31 protein-coding genes and 1 riboswitch are annotated in these 25,523 nt (G+C 38.5%); of the genes, 24 read left to right on the top strand and 7 right to left on the bottom strand.

Annotated features, from left to right (window positions below):
• Nucleotides 1-119: 119 nt before the first annotated feature.
• The gene (locus BK584_RS05770; protein WP_078391715.1) at nucleotides 120-302 is read left to right on the top strand and encodes a DUF2759 domain-containing protein; all 183 of its coding nucleotides are present in this window, start codon (nucleotides 120-122) and stop codon (nucleotides 300-302) included.
• Between the two features lie 35 nt (nucleotides 303-337).
• Here the strand turns inward: BK584_RS05770 and BK584_RS05765 are convergent, their stop codons facing one another.
• Together BK584_RS05765 and BK584_RS05760 are read right to left on the bottom strand one after the other, a co-directional pair.
• Complete coding sequence (locus tag BK584_RS05765; protein WP_078391714.1) at nucleotides 338-1,135, bottom strand: YqhG family protein; 798 nt, start codon at nucleotides 1,133-1,135, stop codon at nucleotides 338-340.
• A complete protein-coding gene (locus tag BK584_RS05760; protein ID WP_078391713.1) occupies nucleotides 1,122-2,801 on the bottom strand; it encodes a DEAD/DEAH box helicase in 1,680 nt (559 codons plus the stop codon). The genes BK584_RS05765 and BK584_RS05760 overlap by 14 nt, the downstream gene beginning before the upstream one ends.
• A 182-nt stretch (nucleotides 2,802-2,983) precedes the next feature.
• A riboswitch (glycine riboswitch) is annotated at nucleotides 2,984-3,081 on the top strand.
• A 156-nt stretch (nucleotides 3,082-3,237) separates the two neighbouring features.
• Between BK584_RS05760 and gcvT the strand changes: the two genes are divergently transcribed.
• The 3 genes from gcvT to gcvPB are packed head-to-tail and all read left to right on the top strand — an operon-like array spanning nucleotide 3,238 to nucleotide 7,171.
• The gene (gcvT, locus tag BK584_RS05755) at nucleotides 3,238-4,329 is read left to right on the top strand and encodes a glycine cleavage system aminomethyltransferase GcvT (RefSeq protein WP_078391712.1); all 1,092 of its coding nucleotides are present in this window, start codon (nucleotides 3,238-3,240) and stop codon (nucleotides 4,327-4,329) included.
• Between the two features lie 14 nt (nucleotides 4,330-4,343).
• Nucleotides 4,344-5,690 (top strand): aminomethyl-transferring glycine dehydrogenase subunit GcvPA, encoded by a 1,347-nt coding sequence (gene gcvPA, locus BK584_RS05750; RefSeq protein WP_078391711.1) that lies wholly within the window; start codon nucleotides 4,344-4,346, stop codon nucleotides 5,688-5,690.
• Nucleotides 5,687-7,171 carry an aminomethyl-transferring glycine dehydrogenase subunit GcvPB gene (gene gcvPB, locus BK584_RS05745; RefSeq protein WP_078391710.1) on the top strand — a complete coding sequence of 495 codons (1,485 nt, stop codon included), beginning with the start codon at nucleotides 5,687-5,689 and terminating at the stop codon, nucleotides 7,169-7,171. The genes gcvPA and gcvPB overlap by 4 nt, the downstream gene beginning before the upstream one ends.
• Nucleotides 7,172-7,227: 56 nt before the next feature.
• On the opposite strand, the gene BK584_RS05740 is transcribed toward gcvPB, so the two are convergent.
• Entirely contained in the window at nucleotides 7,228-7,611 is a 384-nt protein-coding gene (locus BK584_RS05740) for a rhodanese-like domain-containing protein (RefSeq protein ID WP_078391709.1), read from the bottom strand.
• 172 nt (nucleotides 7,612-7,783) lie between these two features.
• Between BK584_RS05740 and BK584_RS05735 the strand changes: the two genes are divergently transcribed.
• Both BK584_RS05735 and helD read left to right on the top strand, forming a co-directional pair.
• Nucleotides 7,784-8,617: a lipoate--protein ligase family protein gene (locus BK584_RS05735; RefSeq protein WP_078391708.1), complete on the top strand. Its 834-nt coding sequence runs from the start codon at nucleotides 7,784-7,786 to the stop codon at nucleotides 8,615-8,617.
• Between the two features lie 88 nt (nucleotides 8,618-8,705).
• Nucleotides 8,706-11,009: an RNA polymerase recycling motor HelD gene (gene helD, locus BK584_RS05730; RefSeq protein WP_078391707.1), complete on the top strand. Its 2,304-nt coding sequence runs from the start codon at nucleotides 8,706-8,708 to the stop codon at nucleotides 11,007-11,009.
• Here helD and dat read toward each other — a convergent pair.
• On the bottom strand, nucleotides 11,006-11,860 hold the full coding sequence (dat, locus tag BK584_RS05725) for a D-amino-acid transaminase (protein WP_078391706.1): 855 nt from the start codon (nucleotides 11,858-11,860) through the stop codon (nucleotides 11,006-11,008). The two genes, helD and dat, sit on opposite strands and share 4 nt — an antisense overlap.
• A gap of 156 nt (nucleotides 11,861-12,016) precedes the next feature.
• On the opposite strand from dat, the gene splB reads away from it, so the two are divergent.
• From splB to BK584_RS05710, 3 genes are all read left to right on the top strand, one after another.
• A complete protein-coding gene (gene splB, locus BK584_RS05720) occupies nucleotides 12,017-13,042 on the top strand; it encodes a spore photoproduct lyase (protein WP_078391705.1) in 1,026 nt (341 codons plus the stop codon).
• An 83-nt stretch (nucleotides 13,043-13,125) separates the two neighbouring features.
• Nucleotides 13,126-13,554 (top strand): transcriptional regulator MntR, encoded by a 429-nt coding sequence (mntR, locus tag BK584_RS05715; protein ID WP_078391704.1) that lies wholly within the window; start codon nucleotides 13,126-13,128, stop codon nucleotides 13,552-13,554.
• 115 nt (nucleotides 13,555-13,669) lie between these two features.
• Nucleotides 13,670-14,566: a patatin-like phospholipase family protein gene (locus tag BK584_RS05710; RefSeq protein WP_078391703.1), complete on the top strand. Its 897-nt coding sequence runs from the start codon at nucleotides 13,670-13,672 to the stop codon at nucleotides 14,564-14,566.
• A gap of 33 nt (nucleotides 14,567-14,599) precedes the next feature.
• On the opposite strand, the gene BK584_RS05705 is transcribed toward BK584_RS05710, so the two are convergent.
• Both BK584_RS05705 and BK584_RS05700 read right to left on the bottom strand, forming a co-directional pair.
• Complete coding sequence (locus BK584_RS05705; protein ID WP_078391702.1) at nucleotides 14,600-14,794, bottom strand: YwbE family protein; 195 nt, start codon at nucleotides 14,792-14,794, stop codon at nucleotides 14,600-14,602.
• A 17-nt stretch (nucleotides 14,795-14,811) separates the two neighbouring features.
• The gene (locus BK584_RS05700; RefSeq protein WP_078391701.1) at nucleotides 14,812-15,204 is read right to left on the bottom strand and encodes a hypothetical protein; all 393 of its coding nucleotides are present in this window, start codon (nucleotides 15,202-15,204) and stop codon (nucleotides 14,812-14,814) included.
• Nucleotides 15,205-15,416: 212 nt separating this feature from the next.
• On the opposite strand from BK584_RS05700, the gene BK584_RS05695 reads away from it, so the two are divergent.
• From BK584_RS05695 to efp, 3 genes are all read left to right on the top strand, one after another.
• On the top strand, nucleotides 15,417-15,926 hold the full coding sequence (locus BK584_RS05695) for a YqhR family membrane protein (RefSeq protein ID WP_078391700.1): 510 nt from the start codon (nucleotides 15,417-15,419) through the stop codon (nucleotides 15,924-15,926).
• Nucleotides 15,927-15,982: 56 nt separating this feature from the next.
• Nucleotides 15,983-17,053 carry a M24 family metallopeptidase gene (locus BK584_RS05690; RefSeq protein ID WP_078391699.1) on the top strand — a complete coding sequence of 357 codons (1,071 nt, stop codon included), beginning with the start codon at nucleotides 15,983-15,985 and terminating at the stop codon, nucleotides 17,051-17,053.
• 86 nt (nucleotides 17,054-17,139) lie between these two features.
• Complete coding sequence (gene efp, locus BK584_RS05685; protein ID WP_078391698.1) at nucleotides 17,140-17,697, top strand: elongation factor P; 558 nt, start codon at nucleotides 17,140-17,142, stop codon at nucleotides 17,695-17,697.
• Between the two features lie 35 nt (nucleotides 17,698-17,732).
• Here the strand turns inward: efp and BK584_RS05680 are convergent, their stop codons facing one another.
• Nucleotides 17,733-18,281, bottom strand: coding sequence for a shikimate kinase (locus BK584_RS05680; protein WP_078391697.1), 549 nt, complete (start codon nucleotides 18,279-18,281; stop codon nucleotides 17,733-17,735).
• Between the two features lie 180 nt (nucleotides 18,282-18,461).
• On the opposite strand from BK584_RS05680, the gene BK584_RS25315 reads away from it, so the two are divergent.
• The 12 genes from BK584_RS25315 (at nucleotide 18,462) to accB (ending at nucleotide 25,509) form a co-directional block, all read left to right on the top strand.
• Entirely contained in the window at nucleotides 18,462-18,596 is a 135-nt protein-coding gene (locus BK584_RS25315) for a hypothetical protein (RefSeq protein ID WP_281255735.1), read from the top strand.
• Between the two features lie 415 nt (nucleotides 18,597-19,011).
• A complete protein-coding gene (locus BK584_RS05675) occupies nucleotides 19,012-19,284 on the top strand; it encodes a YqhV family protein (protein WP_078391696.1) in 273 nt (90 codons plus the stop codon).
• A gap of 11 nt (nucleotides 19,285-19,295) precedes the next feature.
• Nucleotides 19,296-20,213: a stage III sporulation protein AA gene (gene spoIIIAA / locus BK584_RS05670; protein WP_078391695.1), complete on the top strand. Its 918-nt coding sequence runs from the start codon at nucleotides 19,296-19,298 to the stop codon at nucleotides 20,211-20,213.
• On the top strand, nucleotides 20,210-20,722 hold the full coding sequence (spoIIIAB, locus tag BK584_RS05665; protein ID WP_245808808.1) for a stage III sporulation protein SpoIIIAB: 513 nt from the start codon (nucleotides 20,210-20,212) through the stop codon (nucleotides 20,720-20,722). Before spoIIIAA ends, spoIIIAB begins: the two co-directional genes overlap by 4 nt.
• Before the next feature lie 34 nt (nucleotides 20,723-20,756).
• The gene (spoIIIAC, locus tag BK584_RS05660; RefSeq protein WP_078391693.1) at nucleotides 20,757-20,963 is read left to right on the top strand and encodes a stage III sporulation protein AC; all 207 of its coding nucleotides are present in this window, start codon (nucleotides 20,757-20,759) and stop codon (nucleotides 20,961-20,963) included.
• Nucleotides 20,964-20,983: 20 nt separating this feature from the next.
• Nucleotides 20,984-21,373, top strand: coding sequence for a stage III sporulation protein AD (spoIIIAD, locus tag BK584_RS05655; RefSeq protein WP_139365615.1), 390 nt, complete (start codon nucleotides 20,984-20,986; stop codon nucleotides 21,371-21,373).
• Nucleotides 21,374-21,387: 14 nt separating this feature from the next.
• The gene (spoIIIAE, locus tag BK584_RS05650) at nucleotides 21,388-22,602 is read left to right on the top strand and encodes a stage III sporulation protein AE (RefSeq protein WP_078391691.1); all 1,215 of its coding nucleotides are present in this window, start codon (nucleotides 21,388-21,390) and stop codon (nucleotides 22,600-22,602) included.
• A 13-nt stretch (nucleotides 22,603-22,615) separates the two neighbouring features.
• A complete protein-coding gene (spoIIIAF, locus tag BK584_RS05645; RefSeq protein ID WP_078391690.1) occupies nucleotides 22,616-23,230 on the top strand; it encodes a stage III sporulation protein AF in 615 nt (204 codons plus the stop codon).
• Nucleotides 23,227-23,877, top strand: coding sequence for a stage III sporulation protein AG (gene spoIIIAG, locus BK584_RS05640; protein ID WP_078391689.1), 651 nt, complete (start codon nucleotides 23,227-23,229; stop codon nucleotides 23,875-23,877). Before spoIIIAF ends, spoIIIAG begins: the two co-directional genes overlap by 4 nt.
• A 3-nt stretch (nucleotides 23,878-23,880) precedes the next feature.
• Nucleotides 23,881-24,432, top strand: coding sequence for a SpoIIIAH-like family protein (locus BK584_RS05635; protein ID WP_078391688.1), 552 nt, complete (start codon nucleotides 23,881-23,883; stop codon nucleotides 24,430-24,432).
• Between the two features lie 109 nt (nucleotides 24,433-24,541).
• Nucleotides 24,542-24,892, top strand: coding sequence for a hypothetical protein (locus BK584_RS05630; protein WP_078391687.1), 351 nt, complete (start codon nucleotides 24,542-24,544; stop codon nucleotides 24,890-24,892).
• 137 nt (nucleotides 24,893-25,029) lie between these two features.
• On the top strand, nucleotides 25,030-25,509 hold the full coding sequence (gene accB, locus BK584_RS05625) for an acetyl-CoA carboxylase biotin carboxyl carrier protein (protein ID WP_078391686.1): 480 nt from the start codon (nucleotides 25,030-25,032) through the stop codon (nucleotides 25,507-25,509).
• Nucleotides 25,510-25,523: the final 14 nt, after the last annotated feature.

Below are 25,523 nucleotides of genomic sequence, written 5' to 3'. Positions count from 1 at the left end.
CCTTTAATCTATGTGTAAAGTGTAGCATAGGAGGAAGCGTGAGCAAAGGAAGCTGGCTCGACAAAAGACATGAAAACGGGTACAATAATAACAAATACATAGTGTGGAGGATATGCTCAATGGTTTTAGCTATTTTGTTTCTTTTAATAGCGATTCTTTCCGCGTTAGGTGGAGTATCTAGTCTTAAAAGAAAGAACTTTTTTGCCTTTGGTTTTAGTGGTGTAGCAGTACTCGTATTTGGATTCTTTTCTATTGCGACAATGTATAGCTACATTGTTCATGGTCAAGGGGTACCATTGTAATAAAAAAACAACTGCTGGAAACAGCAGTTGTTTTTTTATTGGAATTGTTGTTGATGCAAGTAGAATATACCACCATTAACTAGGGAAACATCAATTCGTGGCTCGTATTGTTCTTGTAATGCTTGTTTTTCTGCTGTATAACTTGCTGGTTTTTCGTCTTCGTTTTCATAAAAGGATTCGAGCAGTGCTGCATCTGTTTGCCAACGTGAGTGTGCGGCAACTGCCCAGTCTGCTGGTTCATTTTCAGCAAATGTCCGAATCATTTTTTGTAACCTTGCAATTCCAGATTCTACACGAATAAGTGGGGATAACGTAAAACAATAATCTGGAATTTTGGGTGTAAGCGTTAATGGTTTAAGGCGATCAAAGAAGTGAGGAACGATTTGACCATGAATAAGATTTAATCCAAGAGAAAGCATAACATCTTTTTTGCGATCACACTGAAATGACACATTAGCGTTTAATGAGAGCCAAGGATGTAATGGATGTGAGCCTCCTGCTAAATTTAATTTTTGTTCATACATACGAATGAAGCTACCTAGTTCTTTTGCAGAGGCGAAAATTTGATTTAACCTAGGAGATCCAAAATGGATGGGTTCTCCTTTTACATGATCAGGACAACTGTTTTGATCGGTAATCAACGTTAAAGTCATTGGGTTTGGCACACCCCCAGTCTTCTCAAGATAATGCCAATAAAAAGGACGGTTCATTAGTTCTTTATCTAGTTTAATTGACAATTGAACACTTATATGAGCAGGTGATTCTTCAACAATCGTACTATCATTTGCAATAAAGTATCTGCGCAAGTAGCGATGAATCTCATGCTGTTTCATGATCTTCTTCTCCCTCATTTTTCTCTGAATGTAAATCTTCTTGAGCTTCATTCATAATAGCGGCTAAATGATCAAATTTAATCTTCATTTCACCATCTGAAGAAGAGCTTTCTATAATCGTTTTTACGTGCTCCTCTATATTAGGTAACTCGATTCTTGCCAGGATATCATCCAATTCACCAATGACCGATTCAAATAAATGAATTTTTTCGTACAGAAGTTCCAATATTTTTTGTTCAATCGTATTTTGAACCGCGAAATTGTAAATATGGACATCATGTTCTTGCCCAAGACGATGAAGCCGACCAATTCGTTGTTCAATCCTCATCGGATTCCAAGGTAGATCATAATTGATGATATGGTGACAAAATTGAAGGTTTATCCCTTCACCGCCAGCTTCTGTAGCAATGAGCACTTGTGCATGATTTTTGAATAACTCGCGCATCCAATCTTTTTTTCCGCGTTTAAATCCTCCTCGAAAAGGTACGCTTGTAATGCCATGTTGTTTTAAATACCATTGTAAATACATTTGCGTAGCGCGATATTCAGTGAAGATAATGACTTTATCATCCACTGATTTTATTAGCTCAAGCGCTTTTTCCGCTTTTGCATGCCCCTCAACAGTAGCTGCTTCATTCAGGAGCTCGATTGCGAATGTTGCATCGCGTTCTTCAATTTGGGCTTTTTCAATTGTATTTTTAAGAGTCATAAATACCGCTTCGCGACTAGAACAAAGCTCTCGTTTTAACGTTAGCAAAGTGAAATGGTTTAGATTTCCTTGTACTTTCTCTAATTTTTCATAAAAGTTTCTTTCACTTTCACTAAAATGAATGGGGATCGTATTGATGATACGTTTTGTCCATTCTATTCCTGTTTCTTCGCGGCGGTTTCTAACCATTACTTTTTGTACGAGTGCCCGTAATTGTTCATCATTTTTGGCGGATCGTCCGTTCGACTTAAATTCTTTGTCAAAGCTTTCTATATTTCCTAAATGCCCTGGTTTTAATAGTGATACAAGATTAAAGATTTCTTCGAGTTTGTTTTGTACAGGCGTAGCAGTTAATAGTAAACAGAATTTCTTTTTTAGAAGACGAATAAACTCATAGTTTTTTGTTTTTGGATTTTTAAGCTTATGAGCTTCATCAATGATGACCATATCATAAGGCTGGTTTAAAACGATGTCCCGATGTGGAGCTCGTTTTGCTGTATCAATTGAAGCAACAACTACCTCGCATTGTTCCCATACATATGATTTTTTCTGAGGAATTGCAGGTATATAAAATTTTGATGTCAATTCAACCGCCCATTGTGAAACAAGGGAAGCCGGAACAAGAATAAGCGCTTTTTTTACAAGTCCACGAATCATATATTCTTTTAAAACCAGTCCTGCCTCAATCGTTTTTCCGAGTCCTACTTCATCTGCAAGGATTGCTTTTCCATTCATTTGTTCGATCACTGTTTGCGCTGCTTCAAGTTGGTGTTCAAACGGTTGTAAACCTGGGAGGTATCGTGGTGCAAGCAGACCATGAAAATCAGGAATTAGTTGATGTTGTTGTGCTTCATAAGCGAGTTTATATGTTTCAAAGTCAGACCAAGGACCATCTTGCTCAATTCTTTCTAAGAAACGAACATTCCAGTTGTTATCGAAGTTAATGTTAATATCCAAGCCGCTCACATCCTTTATTTCACAGTAATTATCGTTTTTATTAGAAAAATTTGTTGCGCAATTTCTTATCCATTGGTAGGATAAGAAGTGTTAGTAGACGTTTTTAGTATGTACATAATCGACATTTTTAAAACAGGTTGCTCATTTGTGTGCGACCACGTTTTACCTAAGTTCATATGCGGATGATGGTAAAGGGAGAGACTGCGTGAATGAAAGTTGCGCAGCGCCGAAGGAGCAAGCAAATGCGAATCTCTCAGGCAAAGAAGACTTTTATTTGACGCAACTCTGGAGAGTGCTTATTTAAAGCCACCTACGAAGACAATTCGGTAATTCATTGCCGAGAGAAACTTTCTGGTTCAAGGACAGAGCAAACCCACATTTGTGTGTTTGCTCTGTCCTTTTTTATCAGTATTAGTAGAATTAAGGGGGATTCAAAATGGCACTAAAACGTACTCCATTATTTAATGACTACAAGCAGTCTGCAAAAACTGTAGATTTTGGTGGTTGGGAAATGCCTGTTTCTTTTTCAGGTATAAAAAATGAACACGAAGCTGTTCGAAATGCTGCGGGGTTATTTGATGTATCACATATGGGTGAATTACTTGTAGAAGGAAAAGATGCGTTAGAGAATTTACAGATGTTGTTGACGAACGATTTGTCGAAATTGAGCGATAACCAAGCGCAATATAATGCAATGTGTACGGAAGATGGTGGAACGGTCGATGATTTAATTGTTTATCGGCGTTCGGAAACATCCTATCTGCTTGTTTTAAATGCAGCTAATATTGATTCTGACATTGCTTGGATTAAAGAGCATGTAACAGGTGAGTTAACACTAACAGATCAGTCAGAGGAAACTGCTCTTCTTGCTGTTCAAGGTCCAAAAGCAATAGACTTGCTTCAAACACTTACATCAACAAATCTGGCGGAAATACGACCATTTCGTTTTCAAGAAAATGTGGAAATAGCTTCATTCCCAGTATTTGCATCTCGGACAGGCTATACAGGTGAAGATGGTTTTGAGTTGTATGTGGAAGCTCATCTAGCAAGCCGACTTTGGGCAGCTATTTTGCAAGCTGGTGAGCCATTTGGATTACTTCCATGTGGACTTGGGGCAAGGGATACACTTCGTTTTGAAGCGAAGCTCGCTTTATACGGTCAAGAATTAAGTCGTGATATTAGTCCAATTGAGGCGGGCATAGGCTTTGCTGTAAAGGTGGATAAAGAAAAAGATTTTATTGGAAAACGTGTATTGAAAAGACAGAAAGAAGAAGGGGCATCACGAAAGTTAGTCGGAATTGAAATGATTGGACGTGGCATTCCTCGAACGGATTATGTGGTTTATGTTGGTGACAATCAAGTGGGTTTTGTCACTACAGGGACACAATCCCCTACACTTGGTCGAAACGTGGGGCTTGTTTTAATAGACGCTGAATTTAGTGTACTTGGAACTGAAATAGAAGTAGATATTCGCGGAAAGCGTGTTCTTGCAAAAGTCGTGAAAACACCTTTCTATAAACGCTCATAATAGGAGGGGCCTCTATGGATACACATCGTTATTTGCCAATGACTGAAACGGATAAAAAAGAAATGCTTGAATTAATTGGTGTAGAGTCAATCGAGGAATTGCTAGGGGATATTCCAGAATCTACACGTTTTAATCGGACATTAGCAATTGAGAAAGCACTAAAAGAACCAGAGTTAGTTGCATTTTTTGAACAGTTAGCAAATGAAAACAAGTCGATTAAAGATTTTACCTCTTATTTGGGCGCAGGTGTGTATGAACATTATAGTCCATCAATTGTTGACCATGTTATTTCTCGATCGGAATTTTACACGGCCTATACGCCTTACCAGCCTGAAATCTCTCAAGGAGAGCTCCAAGCTATTTTTGAGTTCCAAACGATGATTTGTGAACTTACTGGTATGGATTTAGCGAATTCATCTATGTACGATGGTCCTACGTCGCTTGCGGAAGCTGCTATGCTCTCTGCTGGTCACACAAAGAAGAAAACCATTTTAGTATCAAAAGCGGTTCATCCAGAAGCGAGAGATGTATTGCGTACAAATGCTTATGGTCAAAGACTAAAAGTAATAGAAATCAATAGTGTCGATGGAGTGACTGATATCAACGCATTAAAAGCTGCGTACGATGATGATGTCGCTTGTGTAGTTGTTCAGCATCCGAACTTTTTTGGGAGCTTGGAGCCACTAACAGAAATTGAAGAAATTACTCATAGTGGTAAAGCGCAATTTGTCGTTTCTAGTAATCCATTAGCACTTGGTATATTAAAACCTCCAGGTGCATTTGGTGCAGATATTGTCGTGGGAGACGCTCAGCCATTCGGAATACCTACCCAATTTGGAGGTCCTCATTGTGGTTATTTTGCAGCTACAAAGAAGTTAATGAGGAAAGTGCCAGGCAGGCTTGTAGGTCAAACAGTCGATGAAGAAGGACAACGTGGTTTTGTGTTAACGCTTCAGGCACGTGAACAACACATCCGTCGTGATAAAGCAACGTCTAATATTTGTTCAAATCAAGCATTAAATGCCCTTGCTGCATCGGTTGCGATGACTGCTCTCGGTAAACAAGGGATTAAAGATATCGCCAATCAAAATGTGCAAAAAGCAGCTTATTTAAAAGCACAACTAAACAAAGAAGGGATACAGCCACTTTATTCTGTTGCTACTTTTAACGAATTTGTTATTGAATGTAACCAACCAATTGCTGAAATAAATAAAAAGTTATTTGAACAAGGTATCATTGGTGGTTATGATTTAGGTGAAAGTGATTCAGAGAGATCCGGTCAGATGTTAATTTGTGTGACTGAACTTCGTACGAAAGAGGAATTGGATCGTTTCGCTAAAGAACTGGGGGGGCTCGTATGACAACACCAAAAAAAGATGTAGCACTTATATTTGAATTAAGTAAAGATGGCCGTATTGGCCATAGCTTGCCGGAATTGGATATTGAAGAACAAACTATTGGTTCGTTTATTCCTGATGAATTTTTGCGAACAGATGCTCCAGAATTACCACAAGTATCTGAATTGCAGATTATGCGCCACTACACGGCGCTATCAAAGCGAAATCATGGAGTGGATTCTGGGTTTTACCCACTTGGATCATGCACAATGAAATACAATCCAAAGATTAATGAAGACATTGCCCGCATGCCAGGACTCGTGCATGTTCACCCTTATCAACCTGTGTATCAAGTTCAAGGGTCTATGAAGATGCTTTATAACTTACAAACTGCGCTTGGAGAAATTACCGGAATGGATGAAGTGACGTTGCAACCAGCTGCAGGTGCTCATGGAGAGTGGACAGGGTTAATGATGATCCGTGCTTACCATGAGGCGAATGGTGATTTCAATCGAACGAAAGTGATCGTACCAGATTCAGCTCACGGGACAAATCCTGCGTCTGCCACAGTTGCTGGGTTTGAATCTGTAACTGTCCGGACAAATGATTTAGGATTAGTTGATTTAGAACATTTACGAGAAGTGGTAAATGAGGAGACCGCAGCCTTAATGCTGACGAATCCAAATACACTTGGTTTGTTTGAAGCTGATATTGTTGAGATGGCTAGTATTATCCACTCAGCAGGTGGAAAGCTGTACTATGATGGAGCTAATTCCAATGCTATTTTAGGTATCACAAGACCTGGTGATATGGGGTTCGATGTTGTTCATTTAAACTTACACAAAACATTTACAGGTCCTCATGGAGGCGGCGGTCCTGGTTCTGGTCCTGTTGGCGTTAAGAAGGATTTGATTCCATTTTTACCAAAACCGGTGCTTATTAAAAATGGAGAACACTATGAGTTTGAGTATGATCGGCCTAAATCGATTGGTAGAGTTAAACCGTTTTATGGGAATTATGGCATTAACTTAAGAGCGTACACATATATACGCACAATGGGTCCAGACGGGTTAAAGCTCGTTTCAGAATACGCTGTATTAAATGCCAATTACATGATGCGTAAACTTGAGCCGTATTTTGACCTTCCATACATACAGCACTGTAAGCATGAATTTGTAATTTCAGGTAGACGTCAAAAAAAATTAGGTGTTCGAACACTAGATATTGCAAAGCGTTTACTTGATTTTGGCTATCATCCACCAACGATTTATTTTCCACTAAATGTGGAAGAGTGCATGATGATTGAACCTACAGAAACAGAATCGAAAGAAACACTGGATGAATTTATAGATGCGATGATTCAAATCGCGAAAGAGGCGGAAGAAACACCAGAAGTTGTCCAAGAAGCTCCGCATCATACAGTGATTAGCAGGCTGGATGAAACCCTTGCGGCTAGAAAGCCTGTTCTTCGTCATATAAATCCAAAAAATCAAGTGCATGTATAATTAGGGAAAAGATAAAGATAGCAGCCGCGACTGCGGCTGCTATCTTTATGAGTCAGTTATTTCTTTTTTACTTTACCAGTCCACTTGCGAAAACCACCTTTTAAATGGGAAAGGTTTTCGACTCCGCGTTTTTTCTTAAGGACTTTCGCAGCTTGACGGCTGCGTGCTCCTGATTGGCAATAAAGGTAAACCGGTTGATCTTTACGAATTTCGTTTTGTCTTTGGCGTAATTGCGACATTGGGATATTTCGAGCTCCTAGTATATGTCCACCATCAAACTCCCGCGTTTCTCGCACATCAATTAATTGTGCTTTACGGTACCCTTTAATAAAATCGTCTTGATTCAATGTTTTTAAATACTTAGGCGTATAAAATCGTGAAGCGATAAAAACGATGAGTAAAATGGTAAGGATAATTAGAATAATTGTTTGTGCCTCCATAATTCGTACGTACTCCCCTTTAGTTAATTCAACTAATTGTATTATATCGAGATCAAGCGTTTTTTTCAATCACAACAAGAGTAGCTCTTATATGAATGAGCAAGACTTAAGCTATCTACAATTTTTTGGTAAAATGTAAATGAGTATTCTTAAATGAAAAGGAAGCGATCTTATGACTGAAGTATGGCGTTTTATTGATTCGGGCAAACGCAGCCCATCTTATAATATGGCGTTAGATGAAACTCTATTAAACTGGCATAGCGAAGGACGTATACCTCCAACCATTCGTTTTTACGGCTGGAATCCTGCAACTTTATCAATTGGCTATTTTCAACAAATCGATAAAGAGATCAATATGACGGCTGTACGTGAGAAAGAACTTGGGTTTGTGAGGAGACCAACAGGAGGACGTGGCGTATTGCATGAACATGAATTAACATATAGTGTAATTGTTTCTGAAAATCATGCAGCGATGCCACAATCGGTAACAGAAGCATATAGGGTCATATCCCAGGGGCTGTTGCATGGATTTCAAGAATTAGGATTAGACGCTTATTTTGCCATCCCTGAAACAGAAATCGAAAAAGATGCGTTGAAGAACCCTCGTTCATCTGTTTGTTTTGATGCTCCCTCATGGTATGAGCTAGTTGTTGAAGGTCGTAAAGTGGCTGGTAGTGCTCAAACTCGCCAAAAGGGTGTTATTCTTCAACACGGCGCAATTTTATTAGATATTGAAGTGGATAAATTGTTTGATTTGTTTCATTATAAAACAGATCGATTGCGTAATCGAATGCAAAAGCAGTTCGCCACTAAAGCGGTAGCGATTAATGAATTGCTTCATACACCAGTTGGTTTGGAAGAGGCGAGTAGTGCCTTCAAAAAGGGATTTGAAAAGGGGTTAGGCATTACATTAGAACACTATGAGTTGACGAATGAAGAAGATGCTCAAGTGAAAATGCTTGCACGTGATCGGTATGAAAACGACGAGTGGAATTATAAAAGGTAGCCAGTAATAAGATATCGGGTCTTGTATCGTGTTTTTTTAATATGCTACTATACGATACTGACTAGATGTATAGAGAGGAAGTGTGCCCTTGCAATATGAATACGAACGAGCGGCTTTTATCCATGCGTTTATTCGGACTAAACAAGCAATGCTAAAAGACCAACTGGAGGGCGTTTCTGGCGATGAAATGGAATTGAAAGAAACGTTTTGGGATAATGTAACGATGAACTTTTCCAATACTGAAGATGCGCAAGAGACGATCTCAAGTATAAAACAGCAAGCGGAGTTACTTAACGAGCGTGAGAGAAGCAGCGAGTTAATGAAAAAGCAAATGCGCACACTTAGGCGATTAGCTGACTCGCCATATTTTGGTCGAATCGATATGAAGGAAAAAGGAGCAGACACCCCAGATGCGCTATACATCGGTTTGGCTTCTTTAATGGATGAAACGGATAGCGAATTTCTAATCTATGATTGGCGCGCGCCGATATCCAGTGTGTATTATGACTCCGAAGTTGGGCCAGTTTCTTATGAAGCGCCAGTTGGAACGGTTAAAGGGGAGTTGGTTGGAAAAAGACAGTATGTTTTTCGTAGAGGCGAGTTAAAAGCATTATTTGATACCTCTCTTGCAATAGGTGATGACCGCTTAAAAGAAGCACTAAGTAACGAAGCTTCAACCAACATGAAAACGATTGTTTCAACCATACAAAAAGAACAAAATCAAGCAATTCGAAATGAGAATAGTCGTTTTTTAATTGTTCAAGGAGTTGCTGGAAGTGGAAAAACATCTGTCGCGATGCAAAGAGCTGCATATTTGCTTTTTCGACATCGAGAGCAACTTGATGCAAATCAATTGATTTTATTTTCACCAAATGAATTGTTTTCAAATTATGTGTCAACCGTCCTACCAGAATTAGGTGAGGAAAATATGATCCAGTTAACGTTTCGTGGATACCTCTTCAAACGTTTAAGTAAAACATATATGGTTGAGGATGGTTTTGAACAGTTAGAGTATATGCTTCAAGCAAACAATGATGAGTTGTATCGTACCCGGTTAGTAAGTATTTCCACTAAGTCTAGTATGGCTTTTAAAGAGAAGATGGATCAATTCATAAATGGTTTAGAAACAGGTGGAGTTCCTTTTAAAGATATTCGTTTTCGTAATGAAACGATTTTATCAAAAGAAGATACGCAAACGTATTTTTATTGTTTAGACCATACGATTTCCTTGCAAAATCGATTAAGACTAACAGCGGAATGGCTGTTGAAAGAACTAGCTAAACACGAGGGAAAAGAGCGTTCGAGCAAGTGGGTAGAAGAAACGCGAGAGTTACTTGATAAAGAAACATTGCTTGCTGCTCACCACGAAATACTGGCTGAACATCCCAATGAAGACGTATTTAATGAGGAAGAACAGCAATTTCAAAACCTCGCCAAGCAAATTACTCGCGCTGCTTTTATGCCTTTAAAAAGAAGAGTGAAGTCTTATTCGTTTGTTGATGCGGAAAGGTTATATGAACAGTTCTTGTTTGATTCGTGTCATGAGGAAACGGAAGGGTTTGCCGCAGCAGCCTTATTTTCCATGAATGAAATAAACAATGGGCGGATCCCTCATGAGGATGCGACACCTTTTTTGTATTTGCAAGATCGAATAAAAGGGTTGCGTGTGGATCGTTCAATTAAACATATATTTATTGATGAGGCACAAGATTATTCTTATTTCCAACTGATGTATTTGAAAATGCTCTACCCAGCTGCAAAATATACAATTGTAGGGGATAGTAGTCAGGCACTTTACGCTCATTCGAAAAATGATCCAGTCTTAATGGACTTGAGTGATACTGAAGAAACAACCACAAAGATTGTATTTAGAAAAAGTTATCGATCTACCGAACCAATTATGAAGTTCGCGCGTGAATTGCTAGTTGATCCAAATGTAGTTGAGCCTTTTGAAAGAGAAGGAACAAGTCCAGTTTTAGTAGAGTGTACGAATCGTGCAAGCATGATTGAACCAATGAAAAATAAGATCGAAACATTATTAGAGTCAGGTGTTTCAACGTTAGCTGTCATTACAAAGACAGCTAACGAAGCTGCTGATGCCCATGCTCGATTGAGTGAGTGGATTGATATTCAACTTGTCGCGAAAGATCATCATGAGTATAATGAAGGGGCTGTCGTCTTACCTGTTTACTTAGCAAAAGGAATCGAGTTTGATGCAGTGATCGTGTTTGATGCGTCGGATAGTCAATATTCAACAGATCAAGAGAGGCATCACTTATATACAGCATGTACGAGGGCGATGCACACACTTGTTCTTTTTTCATCAGGTCATGCATCACGATGGATTAATCACATACCGAGACAGTTATATACAAAACAAGCGCTCTCCTAAACGGAGGCGCTTGTTTGAGTTTTGATGCGTTTTTTTAATGCTTGCTGTAACTGTTTGGTGATAGGTCCTAAAGTGAGTGTTGCCTCAACATCGCCTTTAAACGTGTGAATTGGGGTAATCTCGATCGAAGTGCTTGTAACAAACGCTTCATCTGCATGTGCAAGCACTTCTTTTGGAAAGGGTTCTTCTACAATATCGATACCTAGTTCAGCAGCGACAGCAATAATTTCTTGTCGAGTAATACCGTTTAATATCAAATTGTTTGCTGGGTGAGTGTAGAGTGTCTTATTATTAACGAGAAATAAGTTTGATGAAGATCCTTCCGTTACAGCGTTTTCACGGTAGAGAACAGCTTCTCCACAATCATGATCACTAGCTTTTCGTTTAGCCATAACATTACCAAGTAAATTAATGCTTTTAATGTCACAGCGAAGCCAACGGATATCTTCGGTTACGTAAGCGGAAATGCCATTTGTTTCATTTGCTTCGTTACTTTTGTCTGGTAAGGTAAAACCAAATAAAATGGGCTGTTCTTCTCGAGAGTATAGATGGTTTCTTTCAGCAGCTCCACGTGTAATTTGCACGTAGAGAGAGCCATCTATAACTACCTCTTTTTCTTTAAGTACATTCAGGCGATCCACTAGTTCTTGTTTACTGAATGGTAGGGCAATGTCTATTTTTTCTGCACTATCGAAAAGTCGATTAATATGTGGATCTAGAGCAAAAAAAGCTCCTTGGTAAATACGAATTACTTCATAAATGCCATCGCCAAAATGGTAGCCGCGATCCTTGTAAGATACTTGAGCTTCTGCTTCGGGAACGATGGAATCATTAATAAGTACATGTTTCATTGGTATGCCCCCCGATTCCTTAATTTTCATAGTTTGATCTTCTCTATTTTCTAAAAAGAACGCTTGTTTGTCAATGGGAAGCTCTATTCGCTTTGAATGAAAGCAAATGATAACGTGCATGCTACCTTAGAAAATAAGAAGTAAGGAAGTGTGAAGGTGAAGCCATTTTATCCTCAACTAGTTTATATTGAACCAAAAGCACTTGAATATCCTTTAGGAAAACAATTGTATGAAAAATTCAAAGCTGAAGGTGTAGAAATAAGAGAGACAACTTCTCATAATCAAGTACGTAATATTCCAGGGAAAAATGATAACCAGAAATACAGAAATGCGAAGTCTACGTTAGTAGTTGGCGTACGAAAGACTCTAAAATTCGAGACGTCAAAACCATCTGCTGAATATGCGATTCCGTTAGCGACGGGATGTATGGGTCACTGTCATTATTGTTACTTGCAAACAACACTTGGTGATAAACCATATATTCGAACCTATGTTAATCTCGAAGATATTTATGAATCGGCGGATGCATATTTAAAAGAACGTGCACCAGAACCAACTCGATTTGAGGCGGCTTGTACGTCTGACATTGTAGGGATTGATCATTTAACTCACTCATTAAAAAAAACAATTGAATTTATGGGAGAACGGGAACATGCCCGATTGCGGTTTGTTACAAAGTATCACCATGTAGATCATTTGCTAGATGCCAAACATAACGGCAATACACGGTTTCGATTCAGTGTTAATGCTGCTCATGTAATTAAATACTTTGAACCAGGAACTTCTTCGTTTCTAGAAAGAATCGAAGCGGCTGGAAAAGTGGCAAAAGCGGATTATCCGCTAGGCTTTATTGTGGCACCAATCATTTGGCACGAAGGTTGGCAAGAAGGTTATTTAGAACTATTTGAACGTTTAGAAGCCATTCTGCCAACTTATGCAAAGAAAGATTTGACGTTTGAATTAATTCAGCATCGTTTTACTAAAACAGCAAAACGAATTATTCAAAAGCGTTACCCTAAATCTAAATTAGAGATGGAAGAAGAAGAAAGAAAGTATAAGTGGGGGAAATATGGAAGAGGGAAGTATGTGTATCAAGACTCTGAAGCAAATGAACTTCGCGAGACAATGAGTAACTATATTGACAAGTTTTTTCCGCAGGCAAAAATTGAATACTTCACATGAAGTCATTGTTTCTGCCCTTCATTTTATAGTAAGATAGGAACGGACGGCTAGTGTATTCCGTCTTTCTTGATTGGAGGGAGTCTATGCCAACACCGAGCATGGAAGATTATTTAGAACGAATTTATATGTTGATTGAAGAAAAAGGGTATGCACGTGTATCAGATATTGCTGAGGCGTTGGAAGTTCACCCATCATCAGTCACAAAAATGGTGCAAAAGCTTGATAAAAGTGATTATCTTGTTTATGAACGTTACAGAGGTTTAATACTTACTGCAAAAGGCAACAAAATTGGTAAACGTCTTGTTTATCGCCATGAGTTATTAGAAGACTTCATGAAAATAATTGGTGTGGATGAATCCCATATTTATCAAGATGTAGAAGGAATTGAACATCATATTAGCTGGGACGCTATTGATCGTATTGGCGATCTCGTACAATATTTCCAGGAAAATGAACATCGTATTTCCGATTTACGTGATGTACAAAAACGAAGTGAGGTTGAGGAAAAGTAGCTTGCGTAAGCTGCTTTTTTTTGTTTGTGTCACAAATCTGCTTTTAAATAATTAAAATCGAATTAGAGCAAGTTCCACCTGTCTTTAACATATATGTGTAATGGGGGTGGAGTGGATGAAGGTGGATGCGGTATTTGCGGGTGGGGGAGTAAAAGCATTTGCATTTATTGGAGCAATAGAAGCAGCAGAGAAAAAAGGACTTCAATTTGAACGGATTGCAGGAACAAGTGCTGGTGCAATAATCGCAGGCCTCTTAATGGCCGGTTATAGCAGTATGGAGATAAATCGATTGTTAGATGAACTGGACGTAAAGGCTTTAAAAGATGATCGGATGTCGTTGCTTCCGTTTAAAGTTGCTAAGTGGGTAAACCTTTATTTTCGATTAGGTTTATATAAAGGAGATAAACTTGAATCTTGGTTAAAGAATATTCTTGCAAATAAAGGAGTAACGACGTTTGGAGATCTTCCTCAAGGTGCTTTACGGGTAATTGCTTCGGATATTACAAAAGGTCAAATGGTTATTATTCCAGATGATTTGACTAAGTATGGCATTGATCCTGATCGTTATAGTGTCGCAAAAGCAATACGTATGAGTTGTAGTATACCTTTTTTCTTTGAACCTGTTAAGTTACACAACAAAGTGATTGGAAGAGAACCATCATATATGGTAGATGGCGGTGTTTTAAGTAATTTTCCCATGTGGCTTTTTAAAGATGGTAGACAAGGTGGGTGGCGTAGGCCAGTTATTGGGTTTCAACTTTCACCACGTGTTGATGAACGTCCTGGAAATAAAGTAAGAAACGCTCTTGATCTATATAAAGCTGTTTTTGAAACGATGATGAGCGCCCATGATGTTCGCTATATTAGTCAAGAGCATGCTAAAAACATTGTCTTTATTCCAATTAAGCAAATAAAGGCAACTGATTTTTCATTATCAGAAGAAGAGAAGTTGAAGATGATTGAGCTTGGGAAGGAAAAAACGAATGCATTTTTCTCCACATGGACGATTTAAAAAAGCGTGCCGTATAAAACCCGGCATGCTTTTTTAAGCGAGAATTTCTTTCACACGTCCGACTGCTCCAGTTTCAAGTCTTACCTTAATGCCGTGAGGATGATTAGCAGAGTTCGTTAATATATCTTTCACAATACCCTCTGTTAAATTGCCGGTTCGTTGATCTTTTTTTAGTACAATTTGTACTTTCGATCCAATTGTAATTAATGATCTTTTTTGACCATTCATCATAAACCTCCTAACTTTCAGGCCTTTTTTTTCTTTTTTTGTTTTGATGCTTTTCCTTCAATTACTGTTAAGTGAGGCGCACTACGTCGCTTTGGAACTTTTTTTAATCCGCTTTTATTAAGCTCTGTTTGTTTTGTTTTTTTTAAGGGGCTGTGGTGTGGCTTTGTATTCTTTACGGTACTCGTGCGCTGGGCTTTTTTTAATTGTGCTCTAGTAGGAGCGTTCTGTGGCTTAGAGAACATTTTTGTTCCGTACCGTCTTGATAAATAGAAACGGTACCCAAAATAAATCAATGCAACTAAAATAACGGCCGTGCCTATACCAGATAAGAACCTGCCTAGATTGGCTGAAATGCCGATCAATGCCAAGATTAACAACAAAGGCAAAACAATTTTTAGCCTCTTATTCATAACCACATCCCCTTTCGCATTTGAAAGTTGCCTTATTGATAGTAAGTAAAGTATAAATCCTCAAACAGGTGTGAGCAAGCTTTTCGGTCATAAGTAGATATAAAAAGTATGTGCTTGCTCTTTCCTCTTTATACCAAATGATCCAAAAAGAGAGGACTAGGCAACATGATTTTTCTACTTTGGGGCATACTGAAGTGTGGAGGTGGATTTACATGACTAGCAACCATAAAATGGATAAACAAATAAAAGATGAAAAGCAAATGGGTTTTACATTAAAAGTAGTTTTAATAGGCTTTTGCGGTGGGTTAATTTGGTCTTTAATTGGTTATTTTTCATATTATTTTCATTTGACTCAAGTTGGACCATCATTTGTTCTGCTACCATGGGCGCTTGGTGAATGGAAAACAGGGCATTGGGGGCAAGTGATCGGTGTAGTTGTTATTGCTGTCTTATCAATTGGTGTTGCTTTCATTTATAAATGGAGTATGCAAAAAGTAAACAGCATGTGGCCAGGGCTTGGCTTCGGTGCCTTGTTATGGTTAATTGTGTTTTATATCGTCAATCCATTTGTGATCCAACTAAAACCAGTGCAAACGTATTCACTTAATACATTAGTAACGACTCTCTGTCTGTTTTTATTGTATGGTCTCTTTATTGGATATTCCATTTCGTACGAATATGCTGAACAAAACTACGTACCTAGTACAGACAAGTCCATTTAAAGGTTAACCAAATTATGCTACAATTCCCTTATCTAACGAAGAGATGAGGGGTTTAGATGTCAGTCATTCATTCATTACAACAAAAATTAGCGGAAAATAAAGTGGATGGTTTGCTAATTACAAGTGGCATAAACAGACGGTATGCAACTGGTTTTACTGGTAGTGCAGGTGCATTGCTACTAACGGAAAATGAAGCGTTAGTTATAACAGATTTTCGTTACACAGAACAAGCTACAGAGCAAGTAAGTCATTGTAAGATTGTTAAGCAAAACGGGACATTAGCCCAAGAAATAGCAAGTCAAGCAAAGAAGCTTAACATAAACTGTCTTGGCTTTGAAAAAAACAAAGTTACATATGCAGAGTATGAACTATACCAAGATTTATTACCAGAAATGAACCTCGTGCCCGTCTCGCAACTGGTTGAGTCATTACGTTTAATAAAGACTGAGGAAGAAATAGCAGTTATGAAAAAAGCGGCTAAGATCGCTGATGATGCTTTCACTCACATCCAAGGGGTAATTAAACCAGGGGTTGCAGAAATTGATGTCTCAAATGAACTTGAATTTTTTATGCGTAAGCAAGGGGCTGTCTCTTCTTCATTTGATATTATCGTGGCGTCAGGTTACCGGTCTGCACTCCCACACGGTGTTGCCTCTGATAAAAAAATTGAGGCGGGAGAACTCGTGACATTAGACTATGGTGCTTATTATCATGGGTATTGTTCTGATATTACGCGAACCTTAGCCGTAGGTGACATTTCCAATGAACTTAAGTTGATTTACGAAACGGTTAGAGTCGCACAGGAACTTGGTATGGAGGGTATAAAAGCAGGAATAACTGGTAAAGAGGCAGATTCAATAACTCGAAATTACATCACCTCAAAAGGTTATGGGGATTACTTTGGTCACTCTACTGGCCATGGTCTTGGTATGGAAGTACATGAAGGGCCGGGATTGGCTAAAAGTTCAGATATTGTTTTAAAACCAGGTATGGTTGTGACGGTTGAACCGGGCATTTATGTTCCTGGTGTGGGTGGAACGCGTATTGAAGATGACATTGTTATTACGAATGAAGGCAATCAGTCACTAACACATTCGTCAAAAGAACTAATTTACGTAGGAAACTAACTGTTGACTTTGTTTACATTAAAGACAGGGTTCAGAAGCTATGGTATAGTTAACATGGCAAAATCAGCGTAAATGGAGGAAAAGTCATGATTTCTGTAAATGATTTTAAGACAGGGCTAACAATTGAAGTAGATAACGGCATTTGGCAAGTGATGGAATTTCAACATGTGAAACCTGGAAAAGGAGCGGCATTTGTTCGTTCAAAACTGCGTAATTTAAGAACTGGTGCAATTCAAGAGAAAACATTCCGTGCTGGTGAGAAAGTGGCAAAAGCACATATTGAGAACCGGAGAATGCAGTATTTATATGCAAGTGGAGACACGCATACTTTCATGGACAATGAATCATATGAACAACTTGAATTGCAAGCTAGTCAAATTGAATATGAATTAAAATTCCTGAAAGAAAATATGGAAGTTCAAATTATTACGTATGAAAGTGAAACCCTAGGTGTAGAAGTTCCTAATACGGTTACACTTGAGGTTGTAGAAACAGAACCAGGTATTAAAGGCGACACCGCTTCTGGAGGTACAAAGCCAGCAACGGTAGAAACAGGACTAACAGTCCAAGTGCCATTCTTCGTCAATCAAGGTGATAAGCTCATTATTGATACTCGAAATGCATCTTATGTATCAAGAGGTTAATAGCATAAAAAAAGCGAGGCATTTGCCTCGCTTTTTTATGCTTCCATTTCATATGCAAGTTGTAGAGATTGCTTTAAATAGTCTGCTGCTTCTTCAATTGAGAATGCATCAGTTAGAAGTCGAGAATGGTGATTTGCATATGCTTTTTTTCTAGTATTATATAAGTCCTCTAATTCGTTAATTGTTTTCCCTTGAAGAATAGGTCTGCTATCAACCAGTAAATGAAATCGTTCTTTCCACGAATCAAAACCGATGTCTAAATAAATCACAATACAATCAGACAAACATTTTTGTTTAATACGTGGTTGCGTAAATGCTCCTCCCCCTAATGAAATAATTTTCAGCTTTTGCTCACAAGCTGAAAGGACAAGTTCTTCCTCTTTTTCTCGAAAATAAGCTTCTCCATAAGTTCGGAAAATCTCTGGTATTGTCAAAAGTTCGGAAGCTTCAATTTGCTCGTCTATGTCGATAAAATCCCTGTACATTTTTTGGGCAAACCGTTTGCCGATACTTGTTTTTCCTACTCCCATAAATCCGACTAAAACAATGTTTTTTTCAATTAATGGTAGCTCGTTTTTTTTCATAGTAGACACTCGCTTTAGGATGAATTTTGCTCAAGTATAGCAAATAATTCTCTTCATGTACGGCTATTTCGGATTTTTTAAACCAATTTACGAACCGAACTTGCGTAATTGAGTATAATAAGATGAAATTATATTAATCCGATGTATATAATATGAGTTAATTGTTAGGAGGAGACATGTGTGAGACGGTCTGTGCTTGTAGCGGGTGAATCTAAAAAAGCAAAAGCTGTGGCAGCAATGTTGAAAAATGATCTGGGTGGTAGCGCCGCTCTAATTGATAGTACGAATAGTAACGCTCATGAAATAATCAACTAAGCAGATACGATCATTCTTATTGTCCCTGCAAAAAAAGAACCCTATCAATATATAAAACAATTATTATTTAGAGCCGTTAATTTATCATCTAAAGAGGTACTGTTAATTAGCACTGAAGGAACTGTTGCACACCATAGCATTATTCAAATGAGCATTCGTGCATATACAATAAACTTTTTAACAAGCATTCATTTGACAAATGAGATACTTTGTGTGAAAAGAAATGGGGAACTTATACAAAATAGAAAATTGCAGAAAAAATTAATTACTATGTATGATCATCGAGCGATAAAGGGTAAAAAGGTCTTCTCCTAAATGGGGGCGACCTTTTTTATTTGCGTTCTCTGAAGTTCTGAACTTGTCTTTGTTGTCATAGAGTGTACAAAGTTCAAGAATTGTCAGGGGCTTGATGTAAATGTTTATAACAATAAAATGGGCGCTCATCGTCATGGTGGCTTTACGGCTCTTATCAGGCTTAATTGAGATCAGCGCGGCGTTCCTTATGCTTCGACTAAACAGCGTTGAAAAAGCGGTAGCGATAAATGCTGCTCTTGCACTGATAGGACCGACAATTTTTCTTTTGTCAATAATCATTGGCTTGATTGGTATGTCCGACAAACTTTCAGTAAGCAAGTTTCTGTTTATAGGAGCTGGAGTCTTATTAATATTTATCGGCATTAAAAAATAGGGGGAACGCAAATGATTAGAGATGTTATTCGGCTATTACCGAAGCCTATTGAAGAATTTGTGCAAACCTTTAGCCAGTTTGAGCTAGATAAGTTAGAAGAAATTAGACTGCGAGTTGGACAGGTAATTGAATGTCTCTTCACGACGGGACCTATCTATTCCACAAAATCACCTTATGTATTCTCCGAGGATGATGCAGCTTTTTTTCTTAATCAATTAAGTCAGTATTCAATGTACGCATTTGAAGAAGAAATGCAAAAAGGGTATATCACCATTTCAGGCGGTCATCGCATTGGTTTGTCAGGAAAAACAATATTAGAAAATGGAGTTGTAAAGACAATTCGACCGGTTAGTTCTTTTAATATACGTATTGCCAGACAAAAGCTTGGAGCAGCTTTGAAAGTAGCATCTGAATTATATGATAAGCGAAAGGGATGGTTAAACACCCTAATTATTGGACCTCCACAAACCGGAAAAACAACCGTTTTACGTGATTTAGCTCGAATTATTAGCACAGGATCGGAGAATGTGCACTCATATAAGGTTGCGATTGTAGATGAGCGCTCTGAAATAGCAGGGAGTATGAATGGAGTGCCCCAACATCACCTTGGTACAAGGGTTGATGTGCTTGATGGCTGTCCGAAAGCAGAAGGAATGATGATGATGATTCGTTCGATGTCGCCAGATGTGCTAGTTGTTGATGAGATTGGTCGAGAAGCAGACGCAGTAGCCATTATGGAAGCGAGGCATGCAGGTGTAGCAATAATGGCAACAGCACATGGACGGACGTACGAGGAAATTGCTAAGAGGCCTGTATTTAGAGAATTGTTTCAGTCAATGGCCTTTGAGCGTGTTATCGAGCTAGGGAGAACCCCATGTCCAGGAAGCGTCAAGCGTATTCGGCTTACGAAACAGGTTGTACTAGCGTGAAATGGCTCGGTGCATTAATTGTTATTTGCTGTACCACATTATATGGGTTTTATCATGCAAAAAGGTTAAGTGAGCGACCTAGACAAATTCGGCAATTACGGACAGCACTTCAAGCACTTGAAGCGGAAATTCTTTATGGACAGACTCCTCTTGCAAAAGCGTGTATGAATATAGCTAATCAGCTAAAAGGACCAATCAGTTATTTTTTTGAAGAGTTTGCGGAACTCTTAGACAGAAGACAAGCAACAGCGCGTGTGGCATGGGAAGAGACAGTTGAAAAAGTATGGCCCAAAATGGCTTTACTTGAAAGTGAACGTGAAGTACTCGTTCAATTTGGTGCGACGCTAGGAACAATGGATCGTAATCAACAGCAAAAGCAACTTAAACTTGCTCTAACTCATCTAGAAAGAGATGAATTAGAAGCGAAAGAATTACAAGTACGTTATGAAAAGATGGTCAAAACACTTGGTGTGCTAGCAGGACTTTTAATTATCATTCTAATGATGTAGACACACAGAAGTGAGAAAACGGGGAGTGGTGAAGGTGGCTTATGATGTAAACACCATATTTCAAATTGCTGGGATAGGCATTGTTGTAGCCATGCTCCATACAGTGTTGAAACAGATGGGAAAAGAAGACTGGGCTCATTGGGTGACCTTGATTGGTTTTGTCGTTGTATTATATATGGTTGCTACGATTGTAGATGATCTATTCCAAAAAATAAGAAGTGTGTTTTTATTTCAGGCGTAAAAAGATGGAGGTGAGCTGCGATTGAAATTGTTCAATTAGTAGGGCTTGGGTTAATCGCCACTTTCTTAGCACTTGTCTTAAAAGAACAAAAACCTGCTTTTGCTTTTTTGTTAACTATGTTTGTCGGTTCTCTCATTTTTTTGTTTTTAATTGATGAGATTGCATCGATTATAGGACTGATTAGCGAACTAGCAGAAAGTGCGAATATCCACATGGTCTATCTTCAAACAATTTTAAAGATAATAGGAATCGCTTATATTGCAGAGTTTGGCTCACAAATTGCGAAGGATGCCGGACAAGGAGCAATCGCCTCCAAAATCGAGTTAGCAGGAAAGATTTTTATACTTGTACTTGCAATCCCAATTATTAAAGCAGTTATAGAAATGATTTTGGCATTGCTTCCATCTTAAGAGGGAGGACAAGCATGAAACTGAAAATGTTGATTGTGCTCGGTCTACTTGTATCATTCTTGCTTGTTTTTACAGATGGAGTATCGCAGGCAGAAGAACAAGTAATAAACGGACAGGCAGAAGTAGAGTCAAAAGAAGCGCTTGATCAATTAGTTGATGAGCAATTTAATATACTAAAGGTTGATGAGATTCAAATGTATTGGGAAAGGATAGCGGCTGAATATGGCGGTTTCTTGCCAGAAAGTCAAAAAGGAAGTTTGTCTGATTTTTTAAAAGGAGACAAGCAGTTCCAATTAAAAGAGTGGGGCTTGGGACTTGTAAAGTTTTTGTTACACGAGTTTATAGTAAACGGAAAGCTATTAGGTATGTTGCTTTTATTAACCATATTTTCTTACATCTTGCAATCTTTCCAAAATGCTTTTGAGCATCAGACAGTTAGCAAGGCTGCTTATTCTGTTACTTTACTTGTTTTATGCATGATCGCAATGAATGGTTTTCATACAGCTATTACGTATGCGATGGAAGCGATTGACACAATGGTACATTTTACAATTGCATTGTTACCTTTATTGTTGGCAATGATGGCATCTTTAGGTGGGTTGTCCAGTTCCGCTTTGTTTCATCCCGTCATTATATTTTTAGTCCATACAAGTGGTTTACTCGTTAATACATTTGTTCTCCCAATGTTATTTATCTCGGCAGTGCTTGGCATAGTAAGTACCTTTAGTGATAATTACAAAGTAACAAGACTGGCAAACTTATTTCGGGTGGGTGCTATTGGCCTACTTGGTGTTTTTATGACCGTCTTTTTAGGTGTTGTTTCTGTTCAAGGTACAACTGCCGCCGCGGCAGATGGATTAACAATTCGAACAGCTAAATTTATTGCTGGGAATTTCATTCCTGTAGTCGGTCGTATATTTACCGATGCCACTGATACGGTTATGAGTGCATCTCTTTTATTGAAGAATACAGTTGGAATGAGTGGTTTAGTCGTACTATTAGCGATTTGTGCATTTCCGGCCATGAAAGTATTATCGATTGCCTTAATTTTCCAACTATCTGCTGCTGTTTTACAACCGTTAGGAAACGGTGCAATTATAGAGTGTTTAGCGATTATCGGTAAATCGGTTCTTTACGTGTTTGCAGCAATGGCTTTAATTGGATTTATGTTCTTTTTAGCAATTACTGTCTTGGTTGCAGCAAGCAATATCGCATTTATGATGAGGTGAAAGGAGTATAGCCATGAATTTAATAAACGAATGGGTCACCTCCATTGTCTTGCTGATCCTACTCGCCGTCATTTTAGAAATGATGCTCCCAAATACAGCCTTAAAAAATTATGTGAAGCTTACTGTGAGTTTGCTATTGCTTGTCATGCTATTGCAGCCAGTCCTTTCTTTGTTTCATGAAGACCCGGAAGAGTGGTTGTATTCCTTAGTAAATCAAATGGACAACGATGAACATTCACTAGAAGAAAAAATAAAATCTCAAAAAACAGAAATAGACCGGTTCTTTCATGCATATACATCTGAACAAGTGGCTGTCCAATTGAAAGACCAAGCTGAACACCCATTAGCCGAAAGTCACCAGACTAAAATAACGGATGTGACCATCAAGGATAGTGGAGGCGGGGAGGATCTTGAAATTGAAGTCCACATTGCCCCTTTAGAGGAACAAGAAAAGGGAGAAATAGCAGGAGAACCAATTAAGCCAGTGTCCATTGTTATCGGGCAGGATCAGCAAGATCGTACAGAGGCAGATGAAGGTGACGATGGGTTAATCGGTTTTTTGGCTCATCTTTGGGAAGTGCCAGAAAACGCCATTACGCTTATAGGAGAAAGGGGGATGGGTGAATGAACAATGAAGAAAAAGAAGAAGATTGGTTTAAAAAATGGCTACCAAAACAACCAGATAAAAAAAAACGCTCTTTTTCGCCCAAGTATATCTTACTCTTAGGCAGCCTTGGTATTGTGCTCATGTTAGCGAGCCAATTTCTGCAATCAAATGATGAATTACCTGCCGCCAATCAAGTAGCGAAGCAAGATGAGGAGGAAGTTGCTCCCGTTTTTGCTCGTGATGCGGAAAAGGATTCTATGGCTGATTATGAGATGCGCTATGAAAATCAATTACGAGAAACATTGGGTGAAATTATTGGTGTAAGTGATGTTTCTGTAAGCATCAATTTAGCAGAGTCCGAAAAAAATGTATATGAGACTAATGTACGACGAGGCAGACAGGATACAACTGAGACAGACAGAGAAGGTGGAACAAGGGAAGTTGAAGATATTCAAGAAGAAGAGAATGTTGTAATAGTAAGAAGTGGGGATAAAGAAGAAGCTTTAATCGTTTCAAAAGAAAAACCCACTGTAGCCGGAGTACTGGTTGTTGCAGAAGGTGTGGATAATGTACAAGTTAAAGCTTGGGTAATAGAGGCGGTTAGTCGTCTTCTTGATGTTCCGGCACATCGTGTATCGGTGCTCCCTAAGAAACTGGAGGAGGAATAAAAAATGGTCTTGAAAAAACAAACAGTATGGTTATTAACGATGTTGAGTTTAATGCTTGTCTTAGGAATTTATTTTGTAAATATCGATCGTGAAGGGGCAGACAGTCCTGGAGAATTAACAGGTTCACAAACAGCAGAGGGTGATTTAAGTGAGGCTACGGCAGAAGAACAAATGCTTGCAAACTTAGATGGAAGCAAGGAAATGACAGGTGCGAGAATTAAGCGTGAAGAACAACGCTCCAGAGAAGTAGAAGAATTACAAAGAGAAGCGAGCAACGAAGAGAATTCTGCTGAAGAAAAAGTAGAAGCAAATGATAAATCGATTGAAATTCTTGCGTTTACAGATAATGAAAAAGAACTTGAATCATTGTTAAAAGAGCAAGGTTATAGTGATGCTTTTGTTTTCTCTCAAGATCAAAACAATGTTCAGATTATGGTGCAAGCGAATGAACTTTCCAATGATGAAGCAGTTGCAATCATGGCAACGGCAAGAGAGAAGCTTGAGCTCAATGAACGCGCCGAAGTGTCTGTGAAATTTGAACCAATAGAAGAATAAAACGATGAGCGGCTTGTGGAAAATCAAGCCGCTTTTAGATTCGACATGCAATCACTAACCTTACATGGTATAATACAGCAATGTAGATTGAAGTTAGGAGAGATTGCAGATGGAATGGTCCGATTTAACTGAAGGGACAAAGGCCGTCCTAGAACAAACACGTAACATTAAAAACGACCACATTCAGATTGTAGAATTTGAAATTGGCTTTTCTGAAGAAGTGGAAGATGTTGATGGTGACAAATTTAGGGTATCTATACAAGAAGAGGATTATGCTAACTTAAAGCGCTATACATTGGAAAATGAGTATGGGGAAAAATACCATATGGCACGCAACAAAAATATAGTTAAAATTATTTTGCTCGAAAATGGAAAAATTCCAGATAACCTCTCTGAATTTCCCGTGTTTCGTCAATATAAAAACGAAGCGTTAATTTCAGAAGAAGAGCAAGCAGAATAAGGGGGACAACCCCCTTATCTATTTCTTTCATACATAAAGAGGAACTTAGTTAACGTATACCGAACAGTAATTTATAGTAATAAGGTTTTATTCTGATAAAATACCATTTGAATGACTGCAAAAGGAGTTGCTTATTGATGTTAAAAATAGACGAGATTAAAAGTTTAATAGAAGCTTTAGATGCCTCATCAATTAATGAGCTTGAGCTGGAACAAGAGAATGTAAAACTATCACTTAAAAAACAAATAAACGCTGCTCCAGAGTTGACTCAAAGTCAGCAAAAACCAGAACCAGTAGCAGTTCAACCTACACAAACATCGATCTCAGAGGAAAAAGCTGCTTTCGAACAAGCGCCAGAAAAAGCAGATGACCGTAATTTATTTACTGTGACATCCCCAATGGTGGGCACGTTTTATTCAGCGCCTTCTCCTGATTCTGATCCATACGTGCAAGAGGGAGATTCAGTAAATGAAGAAACAGTTGTTTGTATAGTGGAAGCAATGAAATTGATGAATCCGATTGTGGCTGATACAAAAGGAAAAATCGTTGAAATTGTTGCACAGAACGGAGAACTTGTGGAATATGGACAGCCATTAATGGTTGTTGAATGTAACTAGGTAGGAGCGATAGC

The organism is Shouchella patagoniensis (assembly GCF_002019705.1).
Taxonomy (GTDB): Bacteria; Bacillota; Bacilli; order Bacillales; family Bacillaceae_D; genus Shouchella; species Shouchella patagoniensis.
The sequence above is the reverse complement of the archived record's forward strand: the minus strand, read 5'-3'. Positions and strand labels throughout refer to the sequence as shown.